This is a genomic window from Allobacillus salarius, assembly GCF_007559425.1.
Lineage (GTDB): Bacteria > Bacillota > Bacilli > Bacillales > Alkalibacillaceae > Allobacillus > Allobacillus salarius.
In genome coordinates this window covers 16,502-37,509 of the sequence record NZ_VMHE01000016.1, presented here as the reverse complement: position 1 = coordinate 37,509, position 21,008 = coordinate 16,502, and the positions used below count along the sequence as shown (strand labels likewise).

Sequence of the window (21,008 nt, the reverse complement as noted above, 5' to 3'; positions counted from 1 at the left end):
ACCGTTCAAATGGACGTGCTAACCGTTCAAACGAGCGCGCCAACCGCTCAAATGGACGTGCTAACCGTTCAAATGGACGTGCTAACCGTTCAAATGGACGCGCCAACCGTTCAAACGACTGCCACCCCAACTCATCTACGGCGCTACATTCGCCTGTTTTCTCAATTTATAACCAACTAGACGTAAATTGATCGCAATAAAAATAATTAAAATCAATCCATAGGTTGAGATTTGGATAAATTGTTCGTTGCGAATGATGATGTCACGCAAACCTTCAACGGAGTAGGAGACAGGCATAAATAAGCCGACTCGGTTCATCCATGCAACATTTTCACTAGGCAAAATACCAGAGAAGTAAAATTGCGATAGAAGAATTAAGAAAATCGTAAAGCCGAATTGGAAAAATGTGCGAGTGAAGGCTGCGACTACCATGCCGAGACTTATCGCGACGAGGCCAATGAGCCAGGCGGTTAACAATGCACCCCAGAAAGAACCTGCAAAATACATATCTAATTGATAAATGCTATAACTTAAAAGCATTGCGGACTGAATCAATGAAAGGATGCTGAACAATAAAAAGTAAACAGTAATGAATCGCGTGCCATTTAAATGAAATTCATAGGTTTGAATTTGTCTCGAAAACAGCATCGCACTGCAAATCAACGTAAAGGCAAAGGTGAAAAATGCGATTAAGCCAGGGCCGATATAATCATACCAGTTGTTTTGCGATGTACCGTGTATATACAACGAATCAAAAGCGTGATCGTCGTACATTAAATTGACGTACATCTTATTGAGAGCTAGGTCCGTGTTGTAGTTGGCGTGTGGCTTGCTCCCTTCCAACATCAAAAATCCACCTTGATTTTCGACAGTGAAAAAGGCATCCAACTGACCTGCTGATAATTTATTCAATGCTTTTGCTGTCGTAATCTGTTCAACGTTTACATCCTGCTGTAACAAAGAAGCTTGCATCCGCTCAGAAATTTCTTCGACACCGATTGTCGGCTCGTATGCTTCCTCTTGTAAGATAGTTGAACTTAAAAATAGCAATAATAATGGTGTGATCAACATAAAAATGATGATGATTGGATTTTTCCAAAATGATTGAATCACGAATCGGATTACTTCTGATAATGGCCAGCCATTCATTCGCATCATCCTTTTCCAAATAACTCTTACTCTTATTTTAGAACATTCAGTCGAAATATGTAACTCATAAGAATTATGACGAGAAAACACGAGCTTTGTTTGTCGAAAAACCAACTGCTTCATAGGTTTAGTGTAGTTGAAGATAGGCACCTTTTTTCCAATGTTTGCTTTCTTTTTATTTCAGTAGATTAATTTTTAGGATAATGTGGTAAAATGCACATATCTATATTAAAATGATAGTATTTCAAACGGAGAATCATGTTCAGTTGATTTTTCCATACGGCATGATAAAATAGGAAACCATTTGATGATTAAGGTCTTAAAGGAGTGCTGACAATGGGTTTGGAAAAGTATGCAAATGAAGATATGAAAGAAATTTCAATGATTGAGATCGCTTATGAATATTTACAAGATGAAAATCAATCTGTTTCATTCAGTGATTTATATAATAAAATTGCCGAAGAAAAAGAAATGTCTGAGCAAGACAAAAAGACGTTCATTTCACAGTTTTATACGGATTTAAATGTTGATGGCCGTTTTATTCCAGTCGGTTCAAATGTCTGGGGATTGAAACAGTGGTATCCATTTGATAAAACAGAAGAGGATATCATCAAGCTTGAAGAAGTAGAACGACCAAAACGCAAAAAGAAAAAGCGTAAAAAGTCGGATACAGATACAATTGAGGATGAACCAGAAGAGGATTACTTGAACGTAGATCTACAAGATGTAGATGCAGGATTCTCTGAAGAAGACGATGGGAATCTTTTCGGTCAAGCCGAAGAAGAAAGCGAAGATGAATTCTTCGATGAAGACGAAGAAGTGGAAGACTTCGATGAAGAGGACGAGGAAGAAAAATAATTCTTCCAGGACATAACCACCTTGACTTTCACAAGATAAAACAGTAATATTCTATGTGGGCTCTTAAAAAATGTCAGCTCCCGATTCGTTCGGGAGCTTTTTTTGTTTTTATAAGCAGCTTTTCATATCATAAAATTCATTTTTTTATTCAAAATAAATGGTAATGACAGAAAGAGAGGAACGAACATGACGAAGTATATCTTTGTAACAGGCGGGGTTGTTTCTTCGCTTGGAAAAGGAATTACAGCAGCATCTTTAGGGCGCTTGCTGAAAAACCGAGGTTTAAATGTAACGATTCAAAAATTCGATCCGTATTTGAACGTAGATCCAGGGACGATGAGTCCATACCAGCACGGTGAAGTTTTTGTCACGGAAGACGGTGCAGAAACAGACTTGGACCTCGGGCACTATGAGCGATTCATCGATATTAATTTGAATAAGTATAGCAACATCACGACGGGAAAAGTTTATTCTTCCGTTATTCGGAAAGAGCGTCGTGGTGAATATTTAGGTGGAACGGTTCAAGTGATCCCGCACATTACAAATGAAATTAAAGACCGTGTCTACAAAGCGGGCAAGGAGACGAACGCAGATGTCGTGATTACCGAAATCGGCGGTACAGTAGGGGATATCGAAAGCTTGCCGTTTCTTGAGGCGATTCGCCAGCTAAAAAGCGACCTTGGACGCGAGAATGTCATGTATATTCATTGTACACTCGTTCCTTATTTGGAGGCTGCCGGCGAATTGAAAACAAAGCCGACACAGCACTCAGTAAAAGAGTTGCGTTCACTTGGCATCCAACCGGATATTATCGTGTTGCGAACAGAAAAAGATATTAGTGAAGGCATGAAACAAAAAATAGCTTTATTCTGTGATATTAAAGAAGAAGCGGTCATTGAAGCACACAACCAAGAAGTACTTTATGAAGTCGCTTTGGAAATGAAAAAGCAAGGACTCGACCAGCTAACTTGTGAGCATTTCCACTTAGATTGCCCTGAAGCGGACATGACTGAATGGGAAGAGCTGATCCATCGGGTAACCAATCTTTCCAAAACCGTTACAATCGGCTTAGTCGGAAAATATGTCGCTTTACCAGATGCTTATATTTCTGTCGTTGAAGCGTTGAAACACGCTGGTTATCCTGCTGACGCAGACGTCAAAGTGAAATGGATTGATTCAGCTAAGTTAACTGCAGAAAATGCACCTGAAGAATTCAGTGACGTATCCGGAATTATCGTACCAGGTGGTTTTGGTGACCGTGGAATCGAAGGGAAAATTGAAGCAATCCGTTACGCAAGAGAAAATGATGTTCCATTCTTAGGCATATGCTTAGGCATGCAGCTGGCAACAGTTGAATTTGCTCGGAACGTACTTGGACTGAAAGATGCACATTCAGCAGAGATCGATTCAGAAACACCTTACCCAGTCATTGATTTATTGCCGGAACAAAAGAATATTGAAGACTTAGGTGGAACACTTCGCTTAGGTGTCTATGCCTGTAGGCTAATGAAAGATACAAAAGCATATGAAGCATATGATGAGCAAGAAATCATTTACGAACGCCACCGCCATCGCTTTGAGTTCAACAATGAATACCGAGAGCAGATGGAAGAACAAGGTTTAATTTTTTCCGGTCAAAGTCCAGATCATCATTTAATTGAAATTGTGGAATTGAAAGATCACCCATGGTTTGTTGCATCCCAATTCCACCCAGAGTTTAAATCACGCCCGACACGACCACAGCCTTTGTTTAAGGAATTTGTCGGGGCATGTATGAACTTGCAGAAATAAACCAGTTAATTCCAAAAAAGAGTAAAAAAACTTATGAAACGTATTGTGTTTTTCTTCCATTTCATCTAAGCTATTAGTGGATGGTTGGAACGGAGAAAGGTGATGGCATGAAAAACACTACCTTGTTCATCATTGATGATGAAAAAGGCATAAGAATGATGTTAAAAGAGGTATTTGCACGATCAGGATACAATGTTTTCACTTATTCAAATCCGTTAGACGCCAAAGTGGCGATAAACGAAAAAAAACCAGCAATCATTTTAGTCGATTACCGAATTCCTGAAATGAAGGGTGATCAATTCGTCCATGAGATTAGGGAAGAAGGTTGGAGAATCCCAGTAATCCTTATGACAGGAACGGATAAAGAAGAAATGCACAACATTGTTCGAACAGGCGAAATTGTAGAAATTATTGAAAAGCCATTTAATATTGCAGATATCGTTCAAATTGTTGAGAAAAATTTGTGTGATTTAGCAAATATCTCTGAATAATGGACAGATGAAGTTGCGGAGCTAATGCATAGTTTGGTATCCTATAGGTAGATTGTGCATGAACATTTTTCAATTGATGCAAGGGTGAACATCTGCATTTTTGCATAATACGTTTTAATCTCGAGAGCCCGTCGAAGGACGAAATCTCGCCAAAGTCCATGCAAGTAGGAGGAAATTTGCTGTGCCGTTAGTTTCCATGCTTAATTTGTTGCAAATGGATATCAATAAACCATCAATAACACACAGTAATATTGTCTCTTTAGAAGGCTAATCCATGATTGGGTTGGCCTTTTCGTCATGGAACGAGAACATCGTAGAAAATAACTAAACTAAAGGAGATAATTCGAATGAAATTTTTTATTGATACAGCAAATATTGATGAAATAAAAGAAGCAAACGCATTAGGTGTTTTAGCAGGAGTTACAACAAACCCATCACTTGTCGCAAAAGAAAATGTTTCTTTCCACGATCGTTTGAAAGAAATTACTCAAGAAGTGACGAAAGGTTCTGTCAGTGCGGAAGTCGTTTCTGAAGATGTTGACGGAATGATGAAAGAAGCAGAAGAGCTTACTAAAATCGCACCGAATATTACGATTAAAGTACCAATGACACTTGAAGGATTGAAAGCTTGTAAGCAGTTGACGGACAAAGGCGTCACAACAAACGTCACACTCGTTTTCTCTGCGAACCAAGCATTGCTTGCAGCAAGAGCAGGCGCGACATACGTGTCTCCTTTCCTTGGCAGATTGGATGATATCGGTCAAAACGGAATGAACTTAATTGCTGAAATTGCAGAGATTTTTGACCGTCATGCAATTGACACACAGATTATCGCAGCAAGCGTTAGACATCCAATGCATGTGACAGAAGCGGCAATCAACGGCGCACACATCGCAACGATTCCATTTAATGTCATTCAACAATTGGTGAAGCACCCATTGACGGATCAAGGTATTGAGAAATTTTTAGCAGACTGGGAAAAAGCAAATCAAGCATGAATTTGTGAAGAGTCCGTATAATAAGGACTAGAATAACTTTAGAGGAGTATCACAAATGGAAAAACTACTCATCGAGGGAGGCCACGAATTAAACGGCACTGTTCGGGTCAGTGGAGCAAAAAATAGCGCTGTCGCTCTATTGCCAGCTACGATTTTAGCTGAATCCGAAGTGACGATTGAAGGCCTGCCAGATATCTCAGACATTCAAATATTGAAAGAGCTGCTTGAAGACATCGGCGGAACAGTTTCACAAACAGGTGAAGATTTGACGATCGACTCGACGAATATGATCGACATGCCATTACCAAACGGAAAAGTGAAAAAACTTCGTGCGTCATATTACTTTATGGGCGCTATGCTTGGTCGGTTCAAAAAAGCAGTCATCGGCTTGCCTGGCGGATGTAATTTAGGACCACGTCCGATTGACCAGCACATTAAAGGTTTTGAAGCACTCGGTGCCAAAGTGACGAATGAACAAGGTGCAGTCTATCTCCGTGCAGATGAGTTAGTCGGCGCAAAGATTTACTTGGACGTTGTCAGCGTCGGTGCGACCATTAATATTATGCTTGCTGCTGTCCGGGCAAAAGGGAAAACAATTATCGAAAACGCCGCAAAAGAACCGGAAATTATTGATGTAGCTACCTTACTGAATAGTATGGGAGCAAACATCAAAGGAGTCGGTACGGATGTCATCCGCATTGAAGGAACGGATGATTTGAAGGGATGTAAGCATACCATCATTCCGGACCGTATTGAAGCGGGTACGTACACGATTATGGCCGCAGCCAAAGGTGGAGAAGTCATTATCGATAATGTCATCCCGACGCACTTGGAGTCGTTAACAGCGAAGCTACGTGAAATGGGTGTTGAAATTGAAGCGGAAGACGAGCGATTAATCGTTCGTGGCAATCGGCCGTTCAATTCGTGTGATATCAAGACACTTGTATATCCAGGCTTTCCGACGGATTTACAACAACCATTAACAACATTATTGACGCAAGCGGAAGGCACGAGCGTCGTTACCGATACAATCTACAGCGCGCGATTCAAACATATCGACGAGCTACGCCGGATGAATGCTACTATTAAGATTGAAGGAAGCTCAGCCATTATAACAGGGCCATCTCAATTAGAAGGTGCCAAAGTAAAAGCGAGCGACTTACGTGCAGGTGCGGCATTAGTGGCTGCAGGATTGCTGGCTGACGGCATTACAGAAATCGTAGGACTAGAGCATATCGAACGAGGCTACCATGACATAACGAAAAAATTAACTGATTTAGGCGCTGTCGTATGGAAAGAAGCAATGACAGAAGAAGATCAGAAATTTTATCAAAATATATAAACAAACAGACGAGGGAATCGCTACACCAAAAGGGGAGGAACCTATATGGAAAGAAGTTTATCAATGGAAATCGTTCGTGTAACGGAGGCGGCAGCTATGGCCTCTGCACGTTGGATGGGCCGAGGAGAGAAAGAAGAAGCGGACAACGCAGCAACGGAAGCAATGCGAACGGTATTTGATACAATTCCAATGAATGGACGAGTTGTCATCGGTGAAGGCGAAAGAGACGAAGCTCCGATGCTTTATATCGGTGAGGAGCTTGGAATGACAGGTGGACCGGATGTAGATATCGCGGTTGACCCAGTCGAAGGAACGAACATCGTTGCATCAGGTAGTTGGGGGGCATTTGCAGTCGTCGGGATTGCAGACCGCGGACATATGCTTCACGCGCCGGACATGTATATGGAAAAAATTGCTGTCGGTCCGGAAGCTGTTGGGAAAATTGACTTGAATGCTTCTGTCACAGACAACTTGAAAGCTGTTGCCGAAGCAAAAGGAAAAGCTGTACAAGATGTCGTCGCTTGTGTGTTGAACAGACCTCGACACCAACATATCATTGATGAGATCCGTGAAAACGGTGGACGGATTAAGCTGATTCCAGAAGGCGACGTTGCCGGCGCAATCAATACAGCATTTGACCATACAGGCGTTGATATCTTATTCGGAACAGGCGGTGCACCAGAAGGAGTACTCGCTGCCGTCGGATTAAAATGCCTCGGCGGAGAAATCCAAGGCCGCTTGAAACCAGAAAACGACGAACAAATCGAACGATGCAAAAAAATGGGCATTGACGACCCGAACCGTGTACTCACAATGGAAGACCTCGTCTCAGGTGACGACGCCATCTTCGCAGCCACCGGCATTACAGACGGTGAACTGCTGAAAGGTGTGCAATTCAAAGGCGACCGCGCAACAACACAAACCCTAGTTATGCGCGCGCTATCAGGTACCATCCGTTTCGTTGACGGTACCCACCGCCTCAAAACAAAACCAAACCTCGTCATGACAGATGAGTAAATTCATTAAGGAAACCAACCGCTGTGGCGGTTGGTTTTTTAAATTATTAAGTTGATCATTTTTGCTTAGGCAAAAATGGGCATTTTTTTATGTTGCCGTTGTAGCTCCAAAGCAGTGGTCTAGTCGTTTGACGAAAGGAGGGGAGAGCCGCCGATAAATGACTTAAACCCGCTGATAAACTGAACATAGCCGCCGATAAATGCAAAAAAGCCGCTGATAAACTGAGCACAGCCGCCGATAAATGCAAAAAAGCCGCTGATAAATAAAGCAACAATGTTGAATTCAGTATTCAAGCCTCTAGTTGCTTGTCAGCGACAAACTATAAGCTATAATAATATTAAAATTACATATAAGGAGAGATATAACTTGTCTATTGATAGAAAGTCCTCGATACCCCCTCACGTTCTCAAGCTACAAGCTCTGTACCACCGTCTACCTCAGAATCACAGCCGTTACCCATTTGTTGAAAAAAGGATCAGAAATGAACTCTCTGGTTTATACGGTGAATCAAGATTATATTATCCACTCAGTAAAATTCCAACTCCACACAACATATTACAAAACACTCGCCTATATCTTCACTCATCCTACTTTCAAATAGATTTTTTAATTATCACATCTAAATTTCTACTCATTCTTGAATCAAAATATTATAGTGATGATCTAATGTTCGATGACACAGTTCATCAAGTAATCCAGAAAAAAGATCAGCAAATAAAAGTATTCGATGATCCCGTTCTTCAAGCTGAAGAGCAAGCATATCAACTCGCGGTATGGTTAGAGAAACTAGGATACAGTAATTTGCCAATTGAGTATTACGTTGTCATGACGAATTCTCAAACACGATTACGAATTGATCCTACAAATAATCACCATGCTGAAAAAGTTATCTCTCTTCAACGGTTACCTTCTCTTTTCCGCGAACTTATCAAAAAATATCAACAAGATCTACTGACGTTAAATGAAATGAGTAACCTCACTAAAACCATTTCCAATCACCATCAAACCTATATTCCAGATATATTAAAAACATCGAAAGTCAGCGCAGAGGATATTTTAAAAGGTGTAATTTGTATGAATTGTGGAGTGGTAGGCATGAAGATGTACAAACTCAGATGGCAATGTGTTGGTTGTGGCCACCGTTCCAGCAACGCACATGAAAATACATTGAAAGATTATTTCTTATTGATGAGTCCCATCATAACAAACCAAAAGTTTCGTGACTTCGCACTACTTAGAGCTAACAGTACAGCGAGGGATATGTTAAACAAAGCATCATTCAAAAAGAAGGGAGATAAGAAGTTCAGAAAATATCATCTCTATTATGACTTCAATTCAGAGGATTTTAGCTACTTATCTAATTTGACTGCAATAAGGAGCCAAACTCGGAGATGAATTGAACCCACCGATAAAAAGATAAACCCCGTTGATAAAAGATGAAAACCCGCCGATAAATGAGTTAAACCCGCTGATAAACTGAACATACCCGCCGATAAATACAAAAAACCCGCCAATAAACGCAAAAAACCCGCCGATAAAAGAGTGGAAGCTGCCCTATACCGCATTCCAGCTGCCTACCTCTCACAAACATCCTTAGAAAAATGCATTCATAAACAAATTACTTCATAAACCATTGACAAACTCAAACCCTAAACGCATTATGGTTATATACTCAACTATATAACCAACAAACAACAAGCAAACACAATAAATCAACAAAGCCAAACAATAAGGCGGTGAAGACAATGCGAAGAGATTTTGATGAAGGGAAGCCGATCTTTCAACAGGTGCGAGAGCGTATTGAAGACCAAATCGTTAACAATCAACTAAAAGAAGGAGATCAAGCGCCTTCAACCAATCAGCTAGTTCAGTTTTACGAGATTAACCATGTGACGGTAGCAAAGGGAGTGAATCAACTCGTCGACGAAGGAATTTTATTTAAGAAAAGAGGTGTTGGCATGTTTGTCGCGGAGGGTGCAAAGTCAAAGTTAGTGCAGAAACGTCGGGATGCCTTTATGGATAATTACGTCTCTCCGATGGTGCAAGAAGCTGAGAAATTAGCGATTGAGGAAAAAGAAATGCTCAAGTTGATTCGAAAGATTAAGAGAGGTGAAGAGAATGAGTCATAAATTGGAAATCAAGCGAGTGTCAAAGTCATTTAAAAAGCATGAAGTAATTAATGAAATTGACTTTAATGTCGAAGGAAATAAAATCGTTGGACTGATCGGTCGAAACGGCGCAGGGAAAACAACGTTGCTCTCTTTAATTGCTGGGCTTAAGCAGTCAGATCAAGGAGAAATCACTTTGGATGGGGAGCCTATCTTTGAAAATCAATCACGGATGCAACAGGTCATGTTCCTATCAGACTCCCAACGTGATCAATCATTGAAAGTCAGAGAAATGCTTGATATGACTGAAACATTCCGTCCGAATTTCGACCGAATATATGCGGATGAGTTAATCAAAACATTTAACTTATCAACAAAAAAAAGTATGAGTGAATTGTCGAAAGGAATGAGGTCGGCCTTGCAAGTTGTCTTAGGATTAGCAAGCAGAGCGCCAATCACAATATTTGATGAAGTTTACACAGGAATGGACGCACCGACGCGAAAGAAATTTTACAATGAAGTCCTTGATGAGCAAGCGGAACACCCACGCATGTTTATTCTATCAACACATCTCGTCTCGGAAATGGACTATTTGTTCGATGAGATTGTTATGATTCACCAAGGGAAATTACTGCTTCACGATGAGTACGAAGCAATGACGCTGAAAGGGCAGACAGTGATCGGTGAAGCAAATGCTGTCGATCAATTCGTTTCTGGGAAAAAAGTACTGAACGAACAACGACTGGGCCCGACGAAATCCGTGACAATCTACGGTGAATTAAGCGAAGAAGAGCGTCAGAAAGCGAAGAAGCAAGAGCTTGAAATCGGCAATGTGTCTTTGCAAGATTTATTTATCCATTTGACAGGAGGGGAAGCGTAGTGATGAGCAAACTAGTAACGAATGATTTACAACGATTTTTCGCCACATGGATACTCATCGTAGCAACCGTATTACTCGTATTACAAATTGGTGTCACAATCGTAAAAGTTATTTTTAGCGTAGAGACAGGTGATGTGTTCACCACGGCATTTGATGCTTATTCTGTCGTCATGATAGTCTTTGGAGTCATGGCGGTTTATCCTTATCTTACGTTGCTCGCTTTCCATGGTGTTACTCGTAAAAATTACTTGAAAGGGACCATCGCAGCTGCCATCAAAACAACATTTCTTTCTTTATTGATTGCACTTGTGTTTCTCGGTTTGGCATATGTTGCAAAGAACGTATTTCAACTGCCTATTAATGGCACGCTTGAATTAGGTGGTTTCGGTGAAAACCTTCTCCTTGCTTCAGTCGGTTATTACCTCTCTTCGCTGGCCATCTTTTTCATAGGATGGACCATCGGGTTATCCTTTTACAGACTTGGTTGGTTTGGAGGGACGATTGCCATCATCATTTCATTGTTTTTATTTGGAATACTAGATTACTTTTGGGAAAATGAGTTTCTTGTAATCACAATAAACGGAATAGACTTCAATAATTTTTGGGAATCTCACTTTTTCATCTCACTAACCGGAACGCTGATCATATTAGTCGGCCTTTTCATCACAATCCGGAGCCTTACCCGCAACATAGCATTAGAATTATAAAAGAACGTAAGCTGGCTAGAACTTCCTAGCCAGTCTTTTTAACAGTAAATCCCAATAAAAAATCAGACTCTTTCTTGCTATCTGACAGTAAAATCGATACAATGGAAGAGTCATAATTTTACCCCAAGATTTTCTCTTCCCAACCCAAGAGATCATCCCTTTATTTCCAAAATAAATTTGAATGAAAAATAATATAAAATAAAAGCGTGGTGTAATGATTTGTCAAAAACATTGACAATCGCAGAGTTAGAAACGAAAACACTCAAGGACCTCTATGCCCTTGCACGTGATTTCGGCGTTTCTTACTATGCAAAACTAAACAAAAAAGAATTGATTTTTGCGATTTTAAAAGCGCAAGCTGAAAAAGACGGCAAGCTATTCGTTGATGGGATTTTAGAAATTATCCCGACAGAAGGCTTCGGATTTTTGCGTCCGATTAACTATGCGCCGAGTCCGGAAGACATTTATATTTCCGCATCCCAAATCCGTCGTTTTGACCTAAGAAATGGCGACTTGGTTTCCGGAAAAGCACGTCCACCAAAAGAAAATGAGCGTTATTTCGGCCTACTACACGTCGACGCCGTCAATGGTGACGACCCGGAAAGCGCGAAAGAACGAATCCACTTTCCAGGCCTGACCGCTCTTTATCCTGATCGGAAAATGAACTTGGAAACGACGAGCAATGTATTATCAACTCGGATTGTTGATATGATGTCACCCGTCGGCTTTGGTCAACGTGGCCTCATCGTTGCCCCGCCAAAAGCGGGGAAAACAACGATATTAAAAGAAATGGCGAATGCGATTACGAAAAATCATCCACATTCCAAATTGATCATACTTTTAATCGATGAGCGTCCAGAAGAAGTGACGGATATCGAACGCTCTGTCGCTGATGAGGTAGACGTTGTCAGTTCCACGTTCGATGAAGTTCCGGAAAACCATATTAAGGTTTCCGAACTTGTGTTAGAACGAGCGATGCGACTTGTTGAGCATAAACAAGATGTCGTAATTCTCATGGATAGTATTACGCGTTTAGCGCGTGCTTACAACCTCGTCATCCCGCCAAGTGGAAGAACATTGTCCGGAGGGATCGACCCAGCGTCCTTCCACCGTCCAAAACGTTTCTTCGGTGCGGCGAGAAATATCGAAGAAGGCGGCAGTTTGACCATCTTGGCAACGACCTTAGTCGATACAGGATCACGCATGGACGATGTCATTTACGAAGAATTTAAAGGAACGGGGAACATGGAGCTTCACCTCGACCGAAGCTTGGCCGAGCGTCGAATCTTCCCAGCAATCGATGTATTGCGCTCCGGCACACGGAAAGAAGAGCTGTTGTTACCGAAAGATCAACTCGATAAAATGTGGGCCATCCGGAAAACGATGCAGGATCAAAATGGATTCCTCGAACGCTTCATGAAGCGATTAAGACAATCGAAAACGAACGATGAATTCTTCAAACGAATGGAAGATGAAATGCAAGGGAAAAACTAGTCTTAGCACAGTAAAAACTTCTTGCATTATGAACATGCAGTTGATATAATCACTCTGTATGAAAAGACAAAGCACACCGTTGTTTTGAAAAAACTCTGTTTCCACAGGATTCAGGGCAAGGAGGGTTAACCATGAAAAAGGATATTCATCCGGAATACCGCAAAGTTGTATTCTTAGATACAAGTTCTGATTTCAAATTTTTGTCTGGATCTACTCTTAATTCTGACGAAACAATCGAATGGGAAGACGGCAATACGTACCCATTAATCCGAGTTGAAATCAGCTCAGAGTCACATCCTTTCTACACTGGTAAGCAAAAAGCTGACAAAGTCGGTGGCCGTGTAGACCGATTCAAGAAAAAATACAATCTTAACTAATAAGATGAGAAAACAAACGCTGACCGTAATTCAGCCAATCACCTATCAAAGGGATGCGGCTGATCGCGGTCAGCTTTTTTCTTTTTATGTCGAGTGGCTAGGGTTCTTTGTTGGATGGCTGAAACATTTTATCGGGCGGCTGCACCGCTTAATCGGGCGGCTGGTACGCGTAATCGGGTGTCTGGGCCGCGTAATCGGGCGGCTGGAACGCATAATCGGGTGTCTCAGCCTCCTGATTGGGCGTCTAGACCGTTTTATCGGGCGGCTAGCCCTAAATCTGTCAGACTCGAATAAAAAACCTTCATCTAATCAAAGCCAAGCGAATCTACTTTTATCTAAACAATGTGATGACAAAAATCAAAATTAGGAAAAACTAACCCTTTTTATTCCCCCGCGGATTCGGTAGAATGATAAGTGACCATCTGCGGGTATGATAATTCATGTCATTTTGACAAAAACCGCAAGCATTACCTACGAAAATGATTCAACAAATAAATCGAAACTACGAAAAAAGAGGTGCCTCTCATGATGTATATAATGAACCATAAAGGCTGGATGGAAGTTATTTGCGGAAGTATGTTTTCTGGAAAATCAGAAGAACTCATCCGCCGTGTGAAGCGAGCGACATATGGCAATCAAAAAATTGCTGTATTTAAACCAGCAATCGACAACCGCTATAAAGATGATTCAGTCGTCTCTCATAACGGGAATGCCATCATTGCTCATCCGATTCGACAAGCTTCAGAAATCGAAGAATACGTAACGGATGACCTGGATATCATTGGGATTGATGAGGTCCAATTCTTTGACGAAGAAATCGTTCAAGTGACTCAACGATTAGCGAATCGAGGCATTCGCGTCATTGTGGCTGGTCTTGATCAAGACTTCAGAGGAGAGCCGTTCGGTCCGATGCCACTATTAATGGCGAATAGTGAAATGGTATCAAAGTTGCATGCGATTTGCCCCGTGTGTGGATCCCCGGCAACGCGTACACAGCGTCTGATTGATGGTGAACCCGCTTCATATGACGATCCAGTAATTATGGTTGGTGCTTCTGAATCGTACGAGCCACGCTGCCGTCACCATCATGAAGTGCCAAATCACCCACATTTGTATCACGTATCAAAATCAGAAATGAATCAATAAGATAACATAGCAAGCACTGACAATCGATTAGTGCTTGCTGTTTTTGACGGTAGCCCATTACTGTAATATAATAATGAAGGAAAAAGTAGAGGTGAACAGCATATGTTCGAGAAATTGGAAAATATCGAAGATCGTTACAATCAATTGACTGAAAAACTGATGGACCCAGAAGTCATCAATGATTCCAATAAATTACGCGATTATTCAAAAGAGCAATCAGACCTGCAGCCAATCGTCGAGAAGTTTCGTCAATATAAAGAAATTCGGCAACAAATAGACGAAGCGAAAACGATGCTAGAAGAAGAGTCTGACGAAGAAGTGGTGGAAATGGCTCAAGAAGAACTGAACGAACTCGAGCCACAAATCGAACCACTGGAACAAGAGATGAAATTACTGCTCGTTCCGAAAGATCCGAATGATGATAAAAACGTTATTATGGAAATTCGTGGTGCAGCAGGCGGGGAAGAGGCAGCTTTATTTGCCGGAAACCTTTACCGTATGTACGCACGCTATGCGGAAGCCCATAATTGGAAAACTGAAATCATCGACGCGCACGAATCCGATATGGGTGGTTATAAAGAAATCATCTTCATGATTACCGGTAAAGGCGCGTATTCTCAATTGAAATACGAAAACGGTGCACACCGTGTACAACGTGTACCTGAGACCGAGTCGGGTGGACGGATTCATACGTCAACATCAACGGTCGCTGTACTTCCTGAAGCGGAGGAAGTCGAAGTGGATATTCATGAAAAAGATATTCGTGTCGACACGTTTGCTTCCAGTGGACCAGGTGGACAGAGTGTTAACACGACAATGTCAGCTGTCCGTTTGACCCACGTGCCAACGGGAACAGTCGTATCTTGTCAGGATGAAAAATCGCAGATCAAGAACAAAGAAAAAGCGATGAAAGTTCTGCGCGCTCGTGTATATGAGAAATTCCAACAAGAAGCACAAGCAGAATACGATGAAAACCGTAAGTCAGCAGTCGGTACAGGCGATCGTTCGGAACGAATCCGTACGTACAACTACCCACAAAACCGTGTGACAGACCACCGCATTAATTTGACGATCAATAAACTCGATCAAATTATGGAAGGAAAACTTTCTGAAATTATCGAAGCGTTAACGATTGAAGAACAAACATCGAAACTTGATCAAATTACGGAATAATCGATAGAAACGGTGACATACATGAAACAACCAACGATTCAAGAAGCTCGCAAATGGGCTTCTTCTTTTTTACAAACACATAATCGAGAAGAACGCGTAGCAGATCTCATGTTGTGTTATTTGTTGGATGCGACGATGAGCGGTTTATTTATGGATGCTCATGAAAAACTGGAAACGAAAACGTACGAAACATTCGTCGAGTGGATTGAATCACATGCAGCAACAGGCAAACCACTCGAACATTTCACGAATACAGCGACGTTTTATGAACGCGATTTTTACGTCGATGAAAATGTTCTTATTCCACGCCCGGAAACTGAGGAATTAGTCCAATACTTGCTCGGCAAACTCTCTGGAACAGAAACCGTTGTTGATGTTGGTACAGGAAGTGGTATCATTGCGATTTCATTAAAAAAAGAGCTGCCTGACTTACGTGTGCTTGCAACGGATTTATCGCACGAAGCCCTTCAAATCGCTCGTCGAAATGCAATGACCCATGACGCGGACATTGAGTTTCTCCAAGGAAGTTTTTTAGAACCCGTAATCGAAGCTGGTCACAACATTGACGTCGTCGTTTCCAACCCACCATACATCGCACAATCAGACCGAGACAGCTTGAGCGATACGGTCATATTCGACCCGGAAATGGCATTGTTTGCAGAAAATAACGGATTGTATGCTTATGAACAAATCATTGCACAAGCAAAGCGACTAGAGCCAAAGCAGCTCGCCTTCGAAATTGGCTATCAACAAGGTGAGGCAGTAAGCAAGTTAATTCAGCAAGCCTTCTCTGCTTCCAGCCCTGAAATTATTCAAGACATTAATAAAAAAGACCGCATCGTTTTTGCTGCGTGTTAAAGCGAAGCCTCTCATTAGTCTACTGAACTATTGAGAGGCTTCTTTTTTATGGAATAAAATTTAACATGACATAAATAAATTTTAAATAATATTAAAATATACTTTAATTTAATTAAAGTTAATGTTAAAGTAAAATTACACATTTGATGAGATGAGGTGATTAAATGGATATAAGAGATGTACCAAGTTGGATCTTGTCATTGGACCAAGAGGATGTGGAGTTCATCAAAAAATTCGTCATGAATTCAGGTTCTTTAAAAGAAATTGCAAAAGTGTATGAGGTTTCTTATCCGACGGTAAGGATTAAGTTAGATCGGTTAATTGAAAAAATAAAATTAAATGATGCAGCGGAAAATGAAGAATTTATTCAGTTTATTAAAAAGCTATCAATTGATGATCGAATCAATTTGGAAGAAGCAAAATTAATTATTGAAAAATATAAAAAAGAAAAGGAGAGGTAGCAATGCATTGGTCTCTAAATATTTTACTCGCGATTTTCATACTCGTTCTTCAACACTTTCTTTCAACAAGAAATAAAGTTTTTTGGGGAGGTATACTACCAGTAGGCTATGTCATACTCCTGATTTACATTCTTCTATCAGGAAAAATGGACGTCGGCTCAAGAGACTTTTGGTTTATTGCCATTTTAGGCACAACGATTTTACTGGGAGATTGGATATCAGGTAGAGAATCTCTCGAAAAAAAGAGAAAACAGGAATTGGACAAAATGACATCTCATGACTTGAAATAAATAGATGACAAAAGGAGAAAGCAAAATGATTCATATATTAACAAGAGAGTTTCTTGAGTCTTTTAAAAGTGTGCGGTCCATCCTAATTATATTATTTATTACATTTGTATCTTATCAATCAGCTACGTTCATTGATAGCAACCCAGGTTTGATTCAAGAAATTGTAAAAATCGGTGGTGAGGAAGGAACAGTATATACTGCAGCAATCGCTCTCATCGTATTAATACTTGGATTTCTATTTGTTTTTGCGACGTCTCATGATTTAATCAACAAGGAAATCGAATTAAAAACGATGCGTTTACTCGTGACGAAAACGTCGAGAGTGCAGATCATGGTAGGTAAATTTTTAGGCACATTGTTATTTTGGGTAGCTACGATAACGATATCATTTGCAGTTATATTCATCATCTCTGGTTCATGGTTTTTAAAAGATTATTTTCATTCCTTCGTATTTTTATTTTACATTGTTAGCTTTGTCGTTTTAGTTTCCACCGTATTCACAAAGTCAAAATTAACAATGTTCTTAGGTATTCTATTCGGTATTGCCTTACCGATTTTAGGGCTAGCTTCAGCTGTCTCGAATAATTGGTATTTAGTCCCGTTCAAATACTTATTACCTTATAGATATTTAGAAGGTTCGATCGCTTTGATGTTCGTTCCCATCGTTATTGGAGCGTTCTACTTTTTAATATCTGTGTTCATTATGCAAAGGAAGGATTTATAGATATGAGTATAATCGAAGTGAATCATTTAACTAAAAAGTACGGAACAACGGAAGTGTTAAAAGATATTAACTTAGAAATCTACCAAGGTGAGGTTTTTGGTTTTGTAGGTCATAATGGAGCTGGGAAATCTACCTTCATTCATACGATTACAGGTATAACGAATAAAAGCTCAGGCTCTTTTACAATAATGGGCTTTTCAGACAGGCAACTCAACCATGTCAAAAAAAGAATAGGTGTTATGCCAGACGTCTCTAATTTATATGAAAATATGAAAGGGTTAAACTTTTTACGCTACATGGGGAAGTTAGCAGGCGATAAGCGTAACAAGCCAGAGTTGAAAACATTAATGAAAGAAGTAGGCCTAGAGGGCGCCGCACAGAAAAAAATCAAGTCCTATTCCTTTGGTATGAAAAAGAAAATTTGTATAGCTCAAGCGTTACTAGGAAATCCTGATTTAATTATTCTAGATGAGCCAACATCAGGAATTGACCCAGAATCAGCAATTAAGATACGAGACTTAGTAATAAAGTTGAAGGAAGAAGGAAAAACGATCTTCCTTACCTCACACAATTTAGATGAAATTGATAAAGTAAGTGATCGGGTAGGCATTCTCAGTGATGGTGAGATTAAAAAACTAGGTACCCCACGTCAATTAAAAGAAGACAAAGGTGCAGGCGTTACTATTTCCGTTAGAACAAAACCGATTTTGCAGAAAGATGATATTCAAAAACTGTCCGAGAAAATGAACACAGACATAATCTTTATGGAAGCTAAAAGAGATTCTACACTCCTACAGGTACCTTCAGAAGAAGATTTGCCAGAAGTCTCCAAAAAGATTATTCAATCGGATGTTCATCTGTATGAAATGAAAATAGAAGAACGTTCATTAGAAGAGGTCTTCATGAATGCTTAAGTGATCATCGTTTGAGACGTCTTCAAGTGAAATCAAAGCCAATTTCCTTGCTGAAAAATCAGTATGGAACTTGGCTTTTTATCTTTCCGAACTGTTATCTCTGACAAACTAGGAAGTAAATATATGACATATCTAACCAGCTTCAAGTCGGTCTAATGAAATCGACCACACACTCGGCTGACATCAAATTTCTATAAGGAAGGTTTTAGAACCAGTATTCAAGATCGAAGCAATAACGTAACAAAAAAAGACTTGATTATTTTAGGAAATCTTCTTCAAAACACAGAAACTTATGATACATTAGGGCTAAGTAATTTTAAAATATAGAATTATTTTTCTTCAACAAACCGGCTATTTAACTACATAGTTTGTTTTATAAAAGGTGTTTACGATTGGAGGGGAAATATGGAGGTATCTTTAGTTAGTCTTAATTCAATAATAATTATTTGTATGGCGATTAGTACAATAATTAAGGCGCTAAATATTGCATTAAAGAGAAAGGAAATATCAAAACAAAAATACAGACTATTAGTAGCTTCTTCCACTATGATTGGTGTTTCAATAGCCACAGCATTACCATTCATCTTTATAAAAGTGTTTGAGAGTATTACCTAAATAATAATGAACAATTGAGACCTTTTTTAATGCTTCATCCTCTCGTTTAGTCATGCCAGATTGCAGCAAAAAATGAATTAGGAGGGGATGTAAGCGTGAATGCTAGAATGCTCGACACCTCTATTGCTTCGGGCGGTTGTCGTGCAAGGTTTGAGTTAGAATCGGGCCAGATTATGAAATAAATTATAGGGAGGTCATTTAGATGCAGTGGTCAGAAATAAGCTCAATATTAATTATGCTATTGCTCTTAGGTTGGAGTATCAGTTTAATGAGTCAAAACAGTGCTCTAAAAAAAGAAAACCTTAGGCTTTTGAAGAAAACTGGAGAATATGACGATATGAAAAATGAAGCAAAAGAAATATTAAAAAGTTCAACGGAAGTAAAGACTGTGAAATCATTGAGAGAGAAATACGGTTTGTCATTGATAGATGCGAAAAAATTGTTGACTCTGTAAAATAGTATCTATCAGCAATCGGGCGCTTTAAATGAGTACGGATTTATATTCCGGAAACGGAAAAATGCTTTGTGGGGAAAGGGGTTATATAATTGGATCTTCTAGTGGAAATTTTAAGAGTTGTAGCTAGCGCATTGCTTATTATAAGTGCTGGCTTTTATCTAAGGGATTTAGAAAAGACTAAAAAACAAAGAAAACTTACCTCACTTGAGTTAATTATGTACTTTACGATACTGTTTGCATTTATTCTTTTTGCTCTCAGTTTACTAATTTCAATATTTTCCTAGAAAAAAGTTATACATCAATCGGGCGCAGTTATGGAAGAAGTACTGTGCCTGAAGTAGAGAAATTCCATACAAATATACCAGATGAAGTTCTTGTAGCTATACATGTACAGCTTATGAATATTAAAAATTACTAATGATTAACATGTGTTTTAAATTTCATGATCTTTCATAGATGTGCGCAATTGCTTAGTAAGGACTACGTTTCAATTGGGCCACATAGCAGAATAAAAGGGAACTAATGTTAGAACTATTTTAAGGGGGATTCGATCATTAATGCTTATTATAGGCGCATTGATAATTCCATTTTTTATATATGCTCTTATTATACATATCAAATTTTCAAGAAGCGAGAATTCCAAAAACGAAAAAGGGAAAATAATATTAGCCAAATCAGCTAAATACGCACTTCCTGTATTTCCTGTTGGCTGGCTTGCCTTGGAACTTTATCACCGAATTATAACGATCATACCATATGAAACGTATAGAGACGCTATATGGGTATTAGTAATGCTGTTATTTACGATCTATGGTTTTTCGATTCGCCATTATACAAGAAGACGGGTATTCGAAAATCAAGAAGTATTTGGTAAGTAGTATTCTGGAAGCGGGCGTGATTCTCTAACTGAAAAACTGCGAGTTCTGCTTAAAGAGGGAAAAGAAGTTCAAGCTGTTAAAGAGGTAAGGCAAGCCTTTGGGCTTTCGTTGTTAGAGGCAAAACAATATGTTGATGGTTTATGAGGTGCTTTGCTCCAGAAATGGGCGCGTTTTGCACCAATATCGCGTATAAAGCCCAAAGCCAAATAAAAGACCGCATCGTTTTTGTTGAGTGTTAAAGCAAAAACAATGCGGTTAATTGCTGTCAGAAGGTGGCTCC

25 protein-coding genes and 1 pseudogene are annotated in these 21,008 nt (G+C 39.8%); 24 read left to right on the top strand and 2 right to left on the bottom strand.

Annotated elements, in window-relative coordinates; translation table 11 throughout:
• Nucleotides 1–135 precede the first annotated feature (135 nt).
• On the bottom strand, nt 136–1,149 hold the full coding sequence (locus FPQ13_RS09260) for an ABC transporter permease (RefSeq protein ID WP_186279630.1): 1,014 nt from the start codon (nt 1,147–1,149) through the stop codon (nt 136–138).
• A 336-nt stretch (nt 1,150–1,485) separates the two neighbouring features.
• Between FPQ13_RS09260 and rpoE the strand changes: the two genes are divergently transcribed.
• From rpoE to glpX, 6 genes are all read left to right on the top strand, one after another.
• Nucleotides 1,486–2,007 (top strand): DNA-directed RNA polymerase subunit delta, encoded by a 522-nt coding sequence (rpoE, locus tag FPQ13_RS09255; protein ID WP_144089059.1) that lies wholly within the window; start codon nt 1,486–1,488, stop codon nt 2,005–2,007.
• 186 nt (nt 2,008–2,193) lie between these two features.
• A complete protein-coding gene (locus FPQ13_RS09250; protein ID WP_144089058.1) occupies nt 2,194–3,798 on the top strand; it encodes a CTP synthase in 1,605 nt (534 codons plus the stop codon).
• 107 nt (nt 3,799–3,905) lie between these two features.
• Nucleotides 3,906–4,289, top strand: a complete 384-nt coding sequence (locus FPQ13_RS09245; RefSeq protein WP_186279629.1) for a response regulator — start codon at nt 3,906–3,908, stop codon at nt 4,287–4,289.
• Between the two features lie 347 nt (nt 4,290–4,636).
• Nucleotides 4,637–5,287: a fructose-6-phosphate aldolase gene (fsa, locus tag FPQ13_RS09240; RefSeq protein WP_144089056.1), complete on the top strand. Its 651-nt coding sequence runs from the start codon at nt 4,637–4,639 to the stop codon at nt 5,285–5,287.
• A gap of 55 nt (nt 5,288–5,342) precedes the next feature.
• Nucleotides 5,343–6,629, top strand: a complete 1,287-nt coding sequence (locus FPQ13_RS09235; RefSeq protein ID WP_144089055.1) for a UDP-N-acetylglucosamine 1-carboxyvinyltransferase — start codon at nt 5,343–5,345, stop codon at nt 6,627–6,629.
• A 45-nt stretch (nt 6,630–6,674) separates the two neighbouring features.
• Nucleotides 6,675–7,646, top strand: a complete 972-nt coding sequence (gene glpX / locus FPQ13_RS09230; protein ID WP_144089054.1) for a class II fructose-bisphosphatase — start codon at nt 6,675–6,677, stop codon at nt 7,644–7,646.
• A 119-nt stretch (nt 7,647–7,765) separates the two neighbouring features.
• Here the strand turns inward: glpX and FPQ13_RS13500 are convergent, their stop codons facing one another.
• Entirely contained in the window at nt 7,766–7,939 is a 174-nt protein-coding gene (locus FPQ13_RS13500; protein WP_186279628.1) for a hypothetical protein, read from the bottom strand.
• On the opposite strand from FPQ13_RS13500, the gene FPQ13_RS09225 reads away from it, so the two are divergent.
• From FPQ13_RS09225 to FPQ13_RS13995, 18 genes and pseudogenes are all read left to right on the top strand, one after another.
• The gene (locus tag FPQ13_RS09225) at nt 7,920–9,041 is read left to right on the top strand and encodes a nuclease-related domain-containing protein (protein WP_144089053.1); all 1,122 of its coding nucleotides are present in this window, start codon (nt 7,920–7,922) and stop codon (nt 9,039–9,041) included. The two genes, FPQ13_RS13500 and FPQ13_RS09225, sit on opposite strands and share 20 nt — an antisense overlap.
• Nucleotides 9,042–9,391: 350 nt before the next feature.
• Nucleotides 9,392–9,775, top strand: a complete 384-nt coding sequence (locus FPQ13_RS09220) for a GntR family transcriptional regulator (protein ID WP_144089052.1) — start codon at nt 9,392–9,394, stop codon at nt 9,773–9,775.
• Complete coding sequence (locus FPQ13_RS09215; protein WP_144089051.1) at nt 9,765–10,634, top strand: ATP-binding cassette domain-containing protein; 870 nt, start codon at nt 9,765–9,767, stop codon at nt 10,632–10,634. Before FPQ13_RS09220 ends, FPQ13_RS09215 begins: the two co-directional genes overlap by 11 nt.
• 2 nt (nt 10,635–10,636) lie before the next feature.
• Nucleotides 10,637–11,341 carry a hypothetical protein gene (locus FPQ13_RS09210; RefSeq protein ID WP_144089050.1) on the top strand — a complete coding sequence of 235 codons (705 nt, stop codon included), beginning with the start codon at nt 10,637–10,639 and terminating at the stop codon, nt 11,339–11,341.
• Nucleotides 11,342–11,560: 219 nt separating this feature from the next.
• Entirely contained in the window at nt 11,561–12,835 is a 1,275-nt protein-coding gene (gene rho / locus FPQ13_RS09205; protein ID WP_144089049.1) for a transcription termination factor Rho, read from the top strand.
• Between the two features lie 131 nt (nt 12,836–12,966).
• Complete coding sequence (locus FPQ13_RS09200; RefSeq protein WP_144089048.1) at nt 12,967–13,212, top strand: type B 50S ribosomal protein L31; 246 nt, start codon at nt 12,967–12,969, stop codon at nt 13,210–13,212.
• 4 nt (nt 13,213–13,216) lie between these two features.
• Complete coding sequence (locus tag FPQ13_RS09195; RefSeq protein ID WP_144089047.1) at nt 13,217–13,579, top strand: hypothetical protein; 363 nt, start codon at nt 13,217–13,219, stop codon at nt 13,577–13,579.
• 161 nt (nt 13,580–13,740) lie between these two features.
• Entirely contained in the window at nt 13,741–14,358 is a 618-nt protein-coding gene (locus FPQ13_RS09190) for a thymidine kinase (RefSeq protein ID WP_144089072.1), read from the top strand.
• A gap of 102 nt (nt 14,359–14,460) precedes the next feature.
• A complete protein-coding gene (prfA, locus tag FPQ13_RS09185) occupies nt 14,461–15,531 on the top strand; it encodes a peptide chain release factor 1 (RefSeq protein WP_144089046.1) in 1,071 nt (356 codons plus the stop codon).
• A 21-nt stretch (nt 15,532–15,552) separates the two neighbouring features.
• Complete coding sequence (prmC, locus tag FPQ13_RS09180; protein WP_144089045.1) at nt 15,553–16,389, top strand: peptide chain release factor N(5)-glutamine methyltransferase; 837 nt, start codon at nt 15,553–15,555, stop codon at nt 16,387–16,389.
• A gap of 164 nt (nt 16,390–16,553) precedes the next feature.
• Nucleotides 16,554–16,850 carry a DUF2089 family protein gene (locus FPQ13_RS09175; protein WP_144089044.1) on the top strand — a complete coding sequence of 99 codons (297 nt, stop codon included), beginning with the start codon at nt 16,554–16,556 and terminating at the stop codon, nt 16,848–16,850.
• A gap of 2 nt (nt 16,851–16,852) precedes the next feature.
• Nucleotides 16,853–17,140 (top strand): hypothetical protein, encoded by a 288-nt coding sequence (locus FPQ13_RS09170; protein WP_144089043.1) that lies wholly within the window; start codon nt 16,853–16,855, stop codon nt 17,138–17,140.
• A 25-nt stretch (nt 17,141–17,165) separates the two neighbouring features.
• A complete protein-coding gene (locus FPQ13_RS09165) occupies nt 17,166–17,864 on the top strand; it encodes an ABC transporter permease (protein WP_144089042.1) in 699 nt (232 codons plus the stop codon).
• 2 nt (nt 17,865–17,866) lie between these two features.
• The gene (locus FPQ13_RS09160; protein ID WP_144089041.1) at nt 17,867–18,778 is read left to right on the top strand and encodes an ABC transporter ATP-binding protein; all 912 of its coding nucleotides are present in this window, start codon (nt 17,867–17,869) and stop codon (nt 18,776–18,778) included.
• Between the two features lie 405 nt (nt 18,779–19,183).
• A complete protein-coding gene (locus tag FPQ13_RS09155; RefSeq protein WP_144089040.1) occupies nt 19,184–19,393 on the top strand; it encodes a hypothetical protein in 210 nt (69 codons plus the stop codon).
• Nucleotides 19,394–19,595: 202 nt separating this feature from the next.
• Nucleotides 19,596–19,847, top strand: coding sequence for a hypothetical protein (locus tag FPQ13_RS09150; RefSeq protein ID WP_144089039.1), 252 nt, complete (start codon nt 19,596–19,598; stop codon nt 19,845–19,847).
• Between the two features lie 560 nt (nt 19,848–20,407).
• On the top strand, nt 20,408–20,728 hold the full coding sequence (locus tag FPQ13_RS09140; RefSeq protein ID WP_144089037.1) for a hypothetical protein: 321 nt from the start codon (nt 20,408–20,410) through the stop codon (nt 20,726–20,728).
• 36 nt (nt 20,729–20,764) lie between these two features.
• Nucleotides 20,765–20,872: pseudogene (locus FPQ13_RS13995) on the top strand (ribosomal protein L7/L12); the annotation flags it as partial.
• Nucleotides 20,873–21,008: the final 136 nt, after the last annotated feature.

Coding starts and splice junctions, on each gene's coding strand:
- FPQ13_RS09260 (WP_186279630.1), bottom strand. CDS start 1,149: ATGAATGGCTGGCCATTATCAGAAGTAATCCGATTCGTGATTCAATCA.
- rpoE (WP_144089059.1), top strand. CDS start 1,486: ATGGGTTTGGAAAAGTATGCAAATGAAGATATGAAAGAAATTTCAATG.
- FPQ13_RS09250 (WP_144089058.1), top strand. CDS start 2,194: ATGACGAAGTATATCTTTGTAACAGGCGGGGTTGTTTCTTCGCTTGGA.
- FPQ13_RS09245 (WP_186279629.1), top strand. CDS start 3,906: ATGAAAAACACTACCTTGTTCATCATTGATGATGAAAAAGGCATAAGA.
- fsa (WP_144089056.1), top strand. CDS start 4,637: ATGAAATTTTTTATTGATACAGCAAATATTGATGAAATAAAAGAAGCA.
- FPQ13_RS09235 (WP_144089055.1), top strand. CDS start 5,343: ATGGAAAAACTACTCATCGAGGGAGGCCACGAATTAAACGGCACTGTT.
- glpX (WP_144089054.1), top strand. CDS start 6,675: ATGGAAAGAAGTTTATCAATGGAAATCGTTCGTGTAACGGAGGCGGCA.
- FPQ13_RS09225 (WP_144089053.1), top strand. CDS start 7,920: ATGTTGAATTCAGTATTCAAGCCTCTAGTTGCTTGTCAGCGACAAACT.
- FPQ13_RS09220 (WP_144089052.1), top strand. CDS start 9,392: ATGCGAAGAGATTTTGATGAAGGGAAGCCGATCTTTCAACAGGTGCGA.
- FPQ13_RS09215 (WP_144089051.1), top strand. CDS start 9,765: ATGAGTCATAAATTGGAAATCAAGCGAGTGTCAAAGTCATTTAAAAAG.
- FPQ13_RS09210 (WP_144089050.1), top strand. CDS start 10,637: ATGAGCAAACTAGTAACGAATGATTTACAACGATTTTTCGCCACATGG.
- FPQ13_RS09200 (WP_144089048.1), top strand. CDS start 12,967: ATGAAAAAGGATATTCATCCGGAATACCGCAAAGTTGTATTCTTAGAT.
- FPQ13_RS09195 (WP_144089047.1), top strand. CDS start 13,217: ATGAGAAAACAAACGCTGACCGTAATTCAGCCAATCACCTATCAAAGG.
- FPQ13_RS09190 (WP_144089072.1), top strand. CDS start 13,741: ATGTATATAATGAACCATAAAGGCTGGATGGAAGTTATTTGCGGAAGT.
- prfA (WP_144089046.1), top strand. CDS start 14,461: ATGTTCGAGAAATTGGAAAATATCGAAGATCGTTACAATCAATTGACT.
- prmC (WP_144089045.1), top strand. CDS start 15,553: ATGAAACAACCAACGATTCAAGAAGCTCGCAAATGGGCTTCTTCTTTT.
- FPQ13_RS09175 (WP_144089044.1), top strand. CDS start 16,554: ATGGATATAAGAGATGTACCAAGTTGGATCTTGTCATTGGACCAAGAG.
- FPQ13_RS09170 (WP_144089043.1), top strand. CDS start 16,853: ATGCATTGGTCTCTAAATATTTTACTCGCGATTTTCATACTCGTTCTT.
- FPQ13_RS09165 (WP_144089042.1), top strand. CDS start 17,166: ATGATTCATATATTAACAAGAGAGTTTCTTGAGTCTTTTAAAAGTGTG.
- FPQ13_RS09160 (WP_144089041.1), top strand. CDS start 17,867: ATGAGTATAATCGAAGTGAATCATTTAACTAAAAAGTACGGAACAACG.
- FPQ13_RS09155 (WP_144089040.1), top strand. CDS start 19,184: ATGGAGGTATCTTTAGTTAGTCTTAATTCAATAATAATTATTTGTATG.
- FPQ13_RS09150 (WP_144089039.1), top strand. CDS start 19,596: ATGCAGTGGTCAGAAATAAGCTCAATATTAATTATGCTATTGCTCTTA.
- FPQ13_RS09140 (WP_144089037.1), top strand. CDS start 20,408: ATGCTTATTATAGGCGCATTGATAATTCCATTTTTTATATATGCTCTT.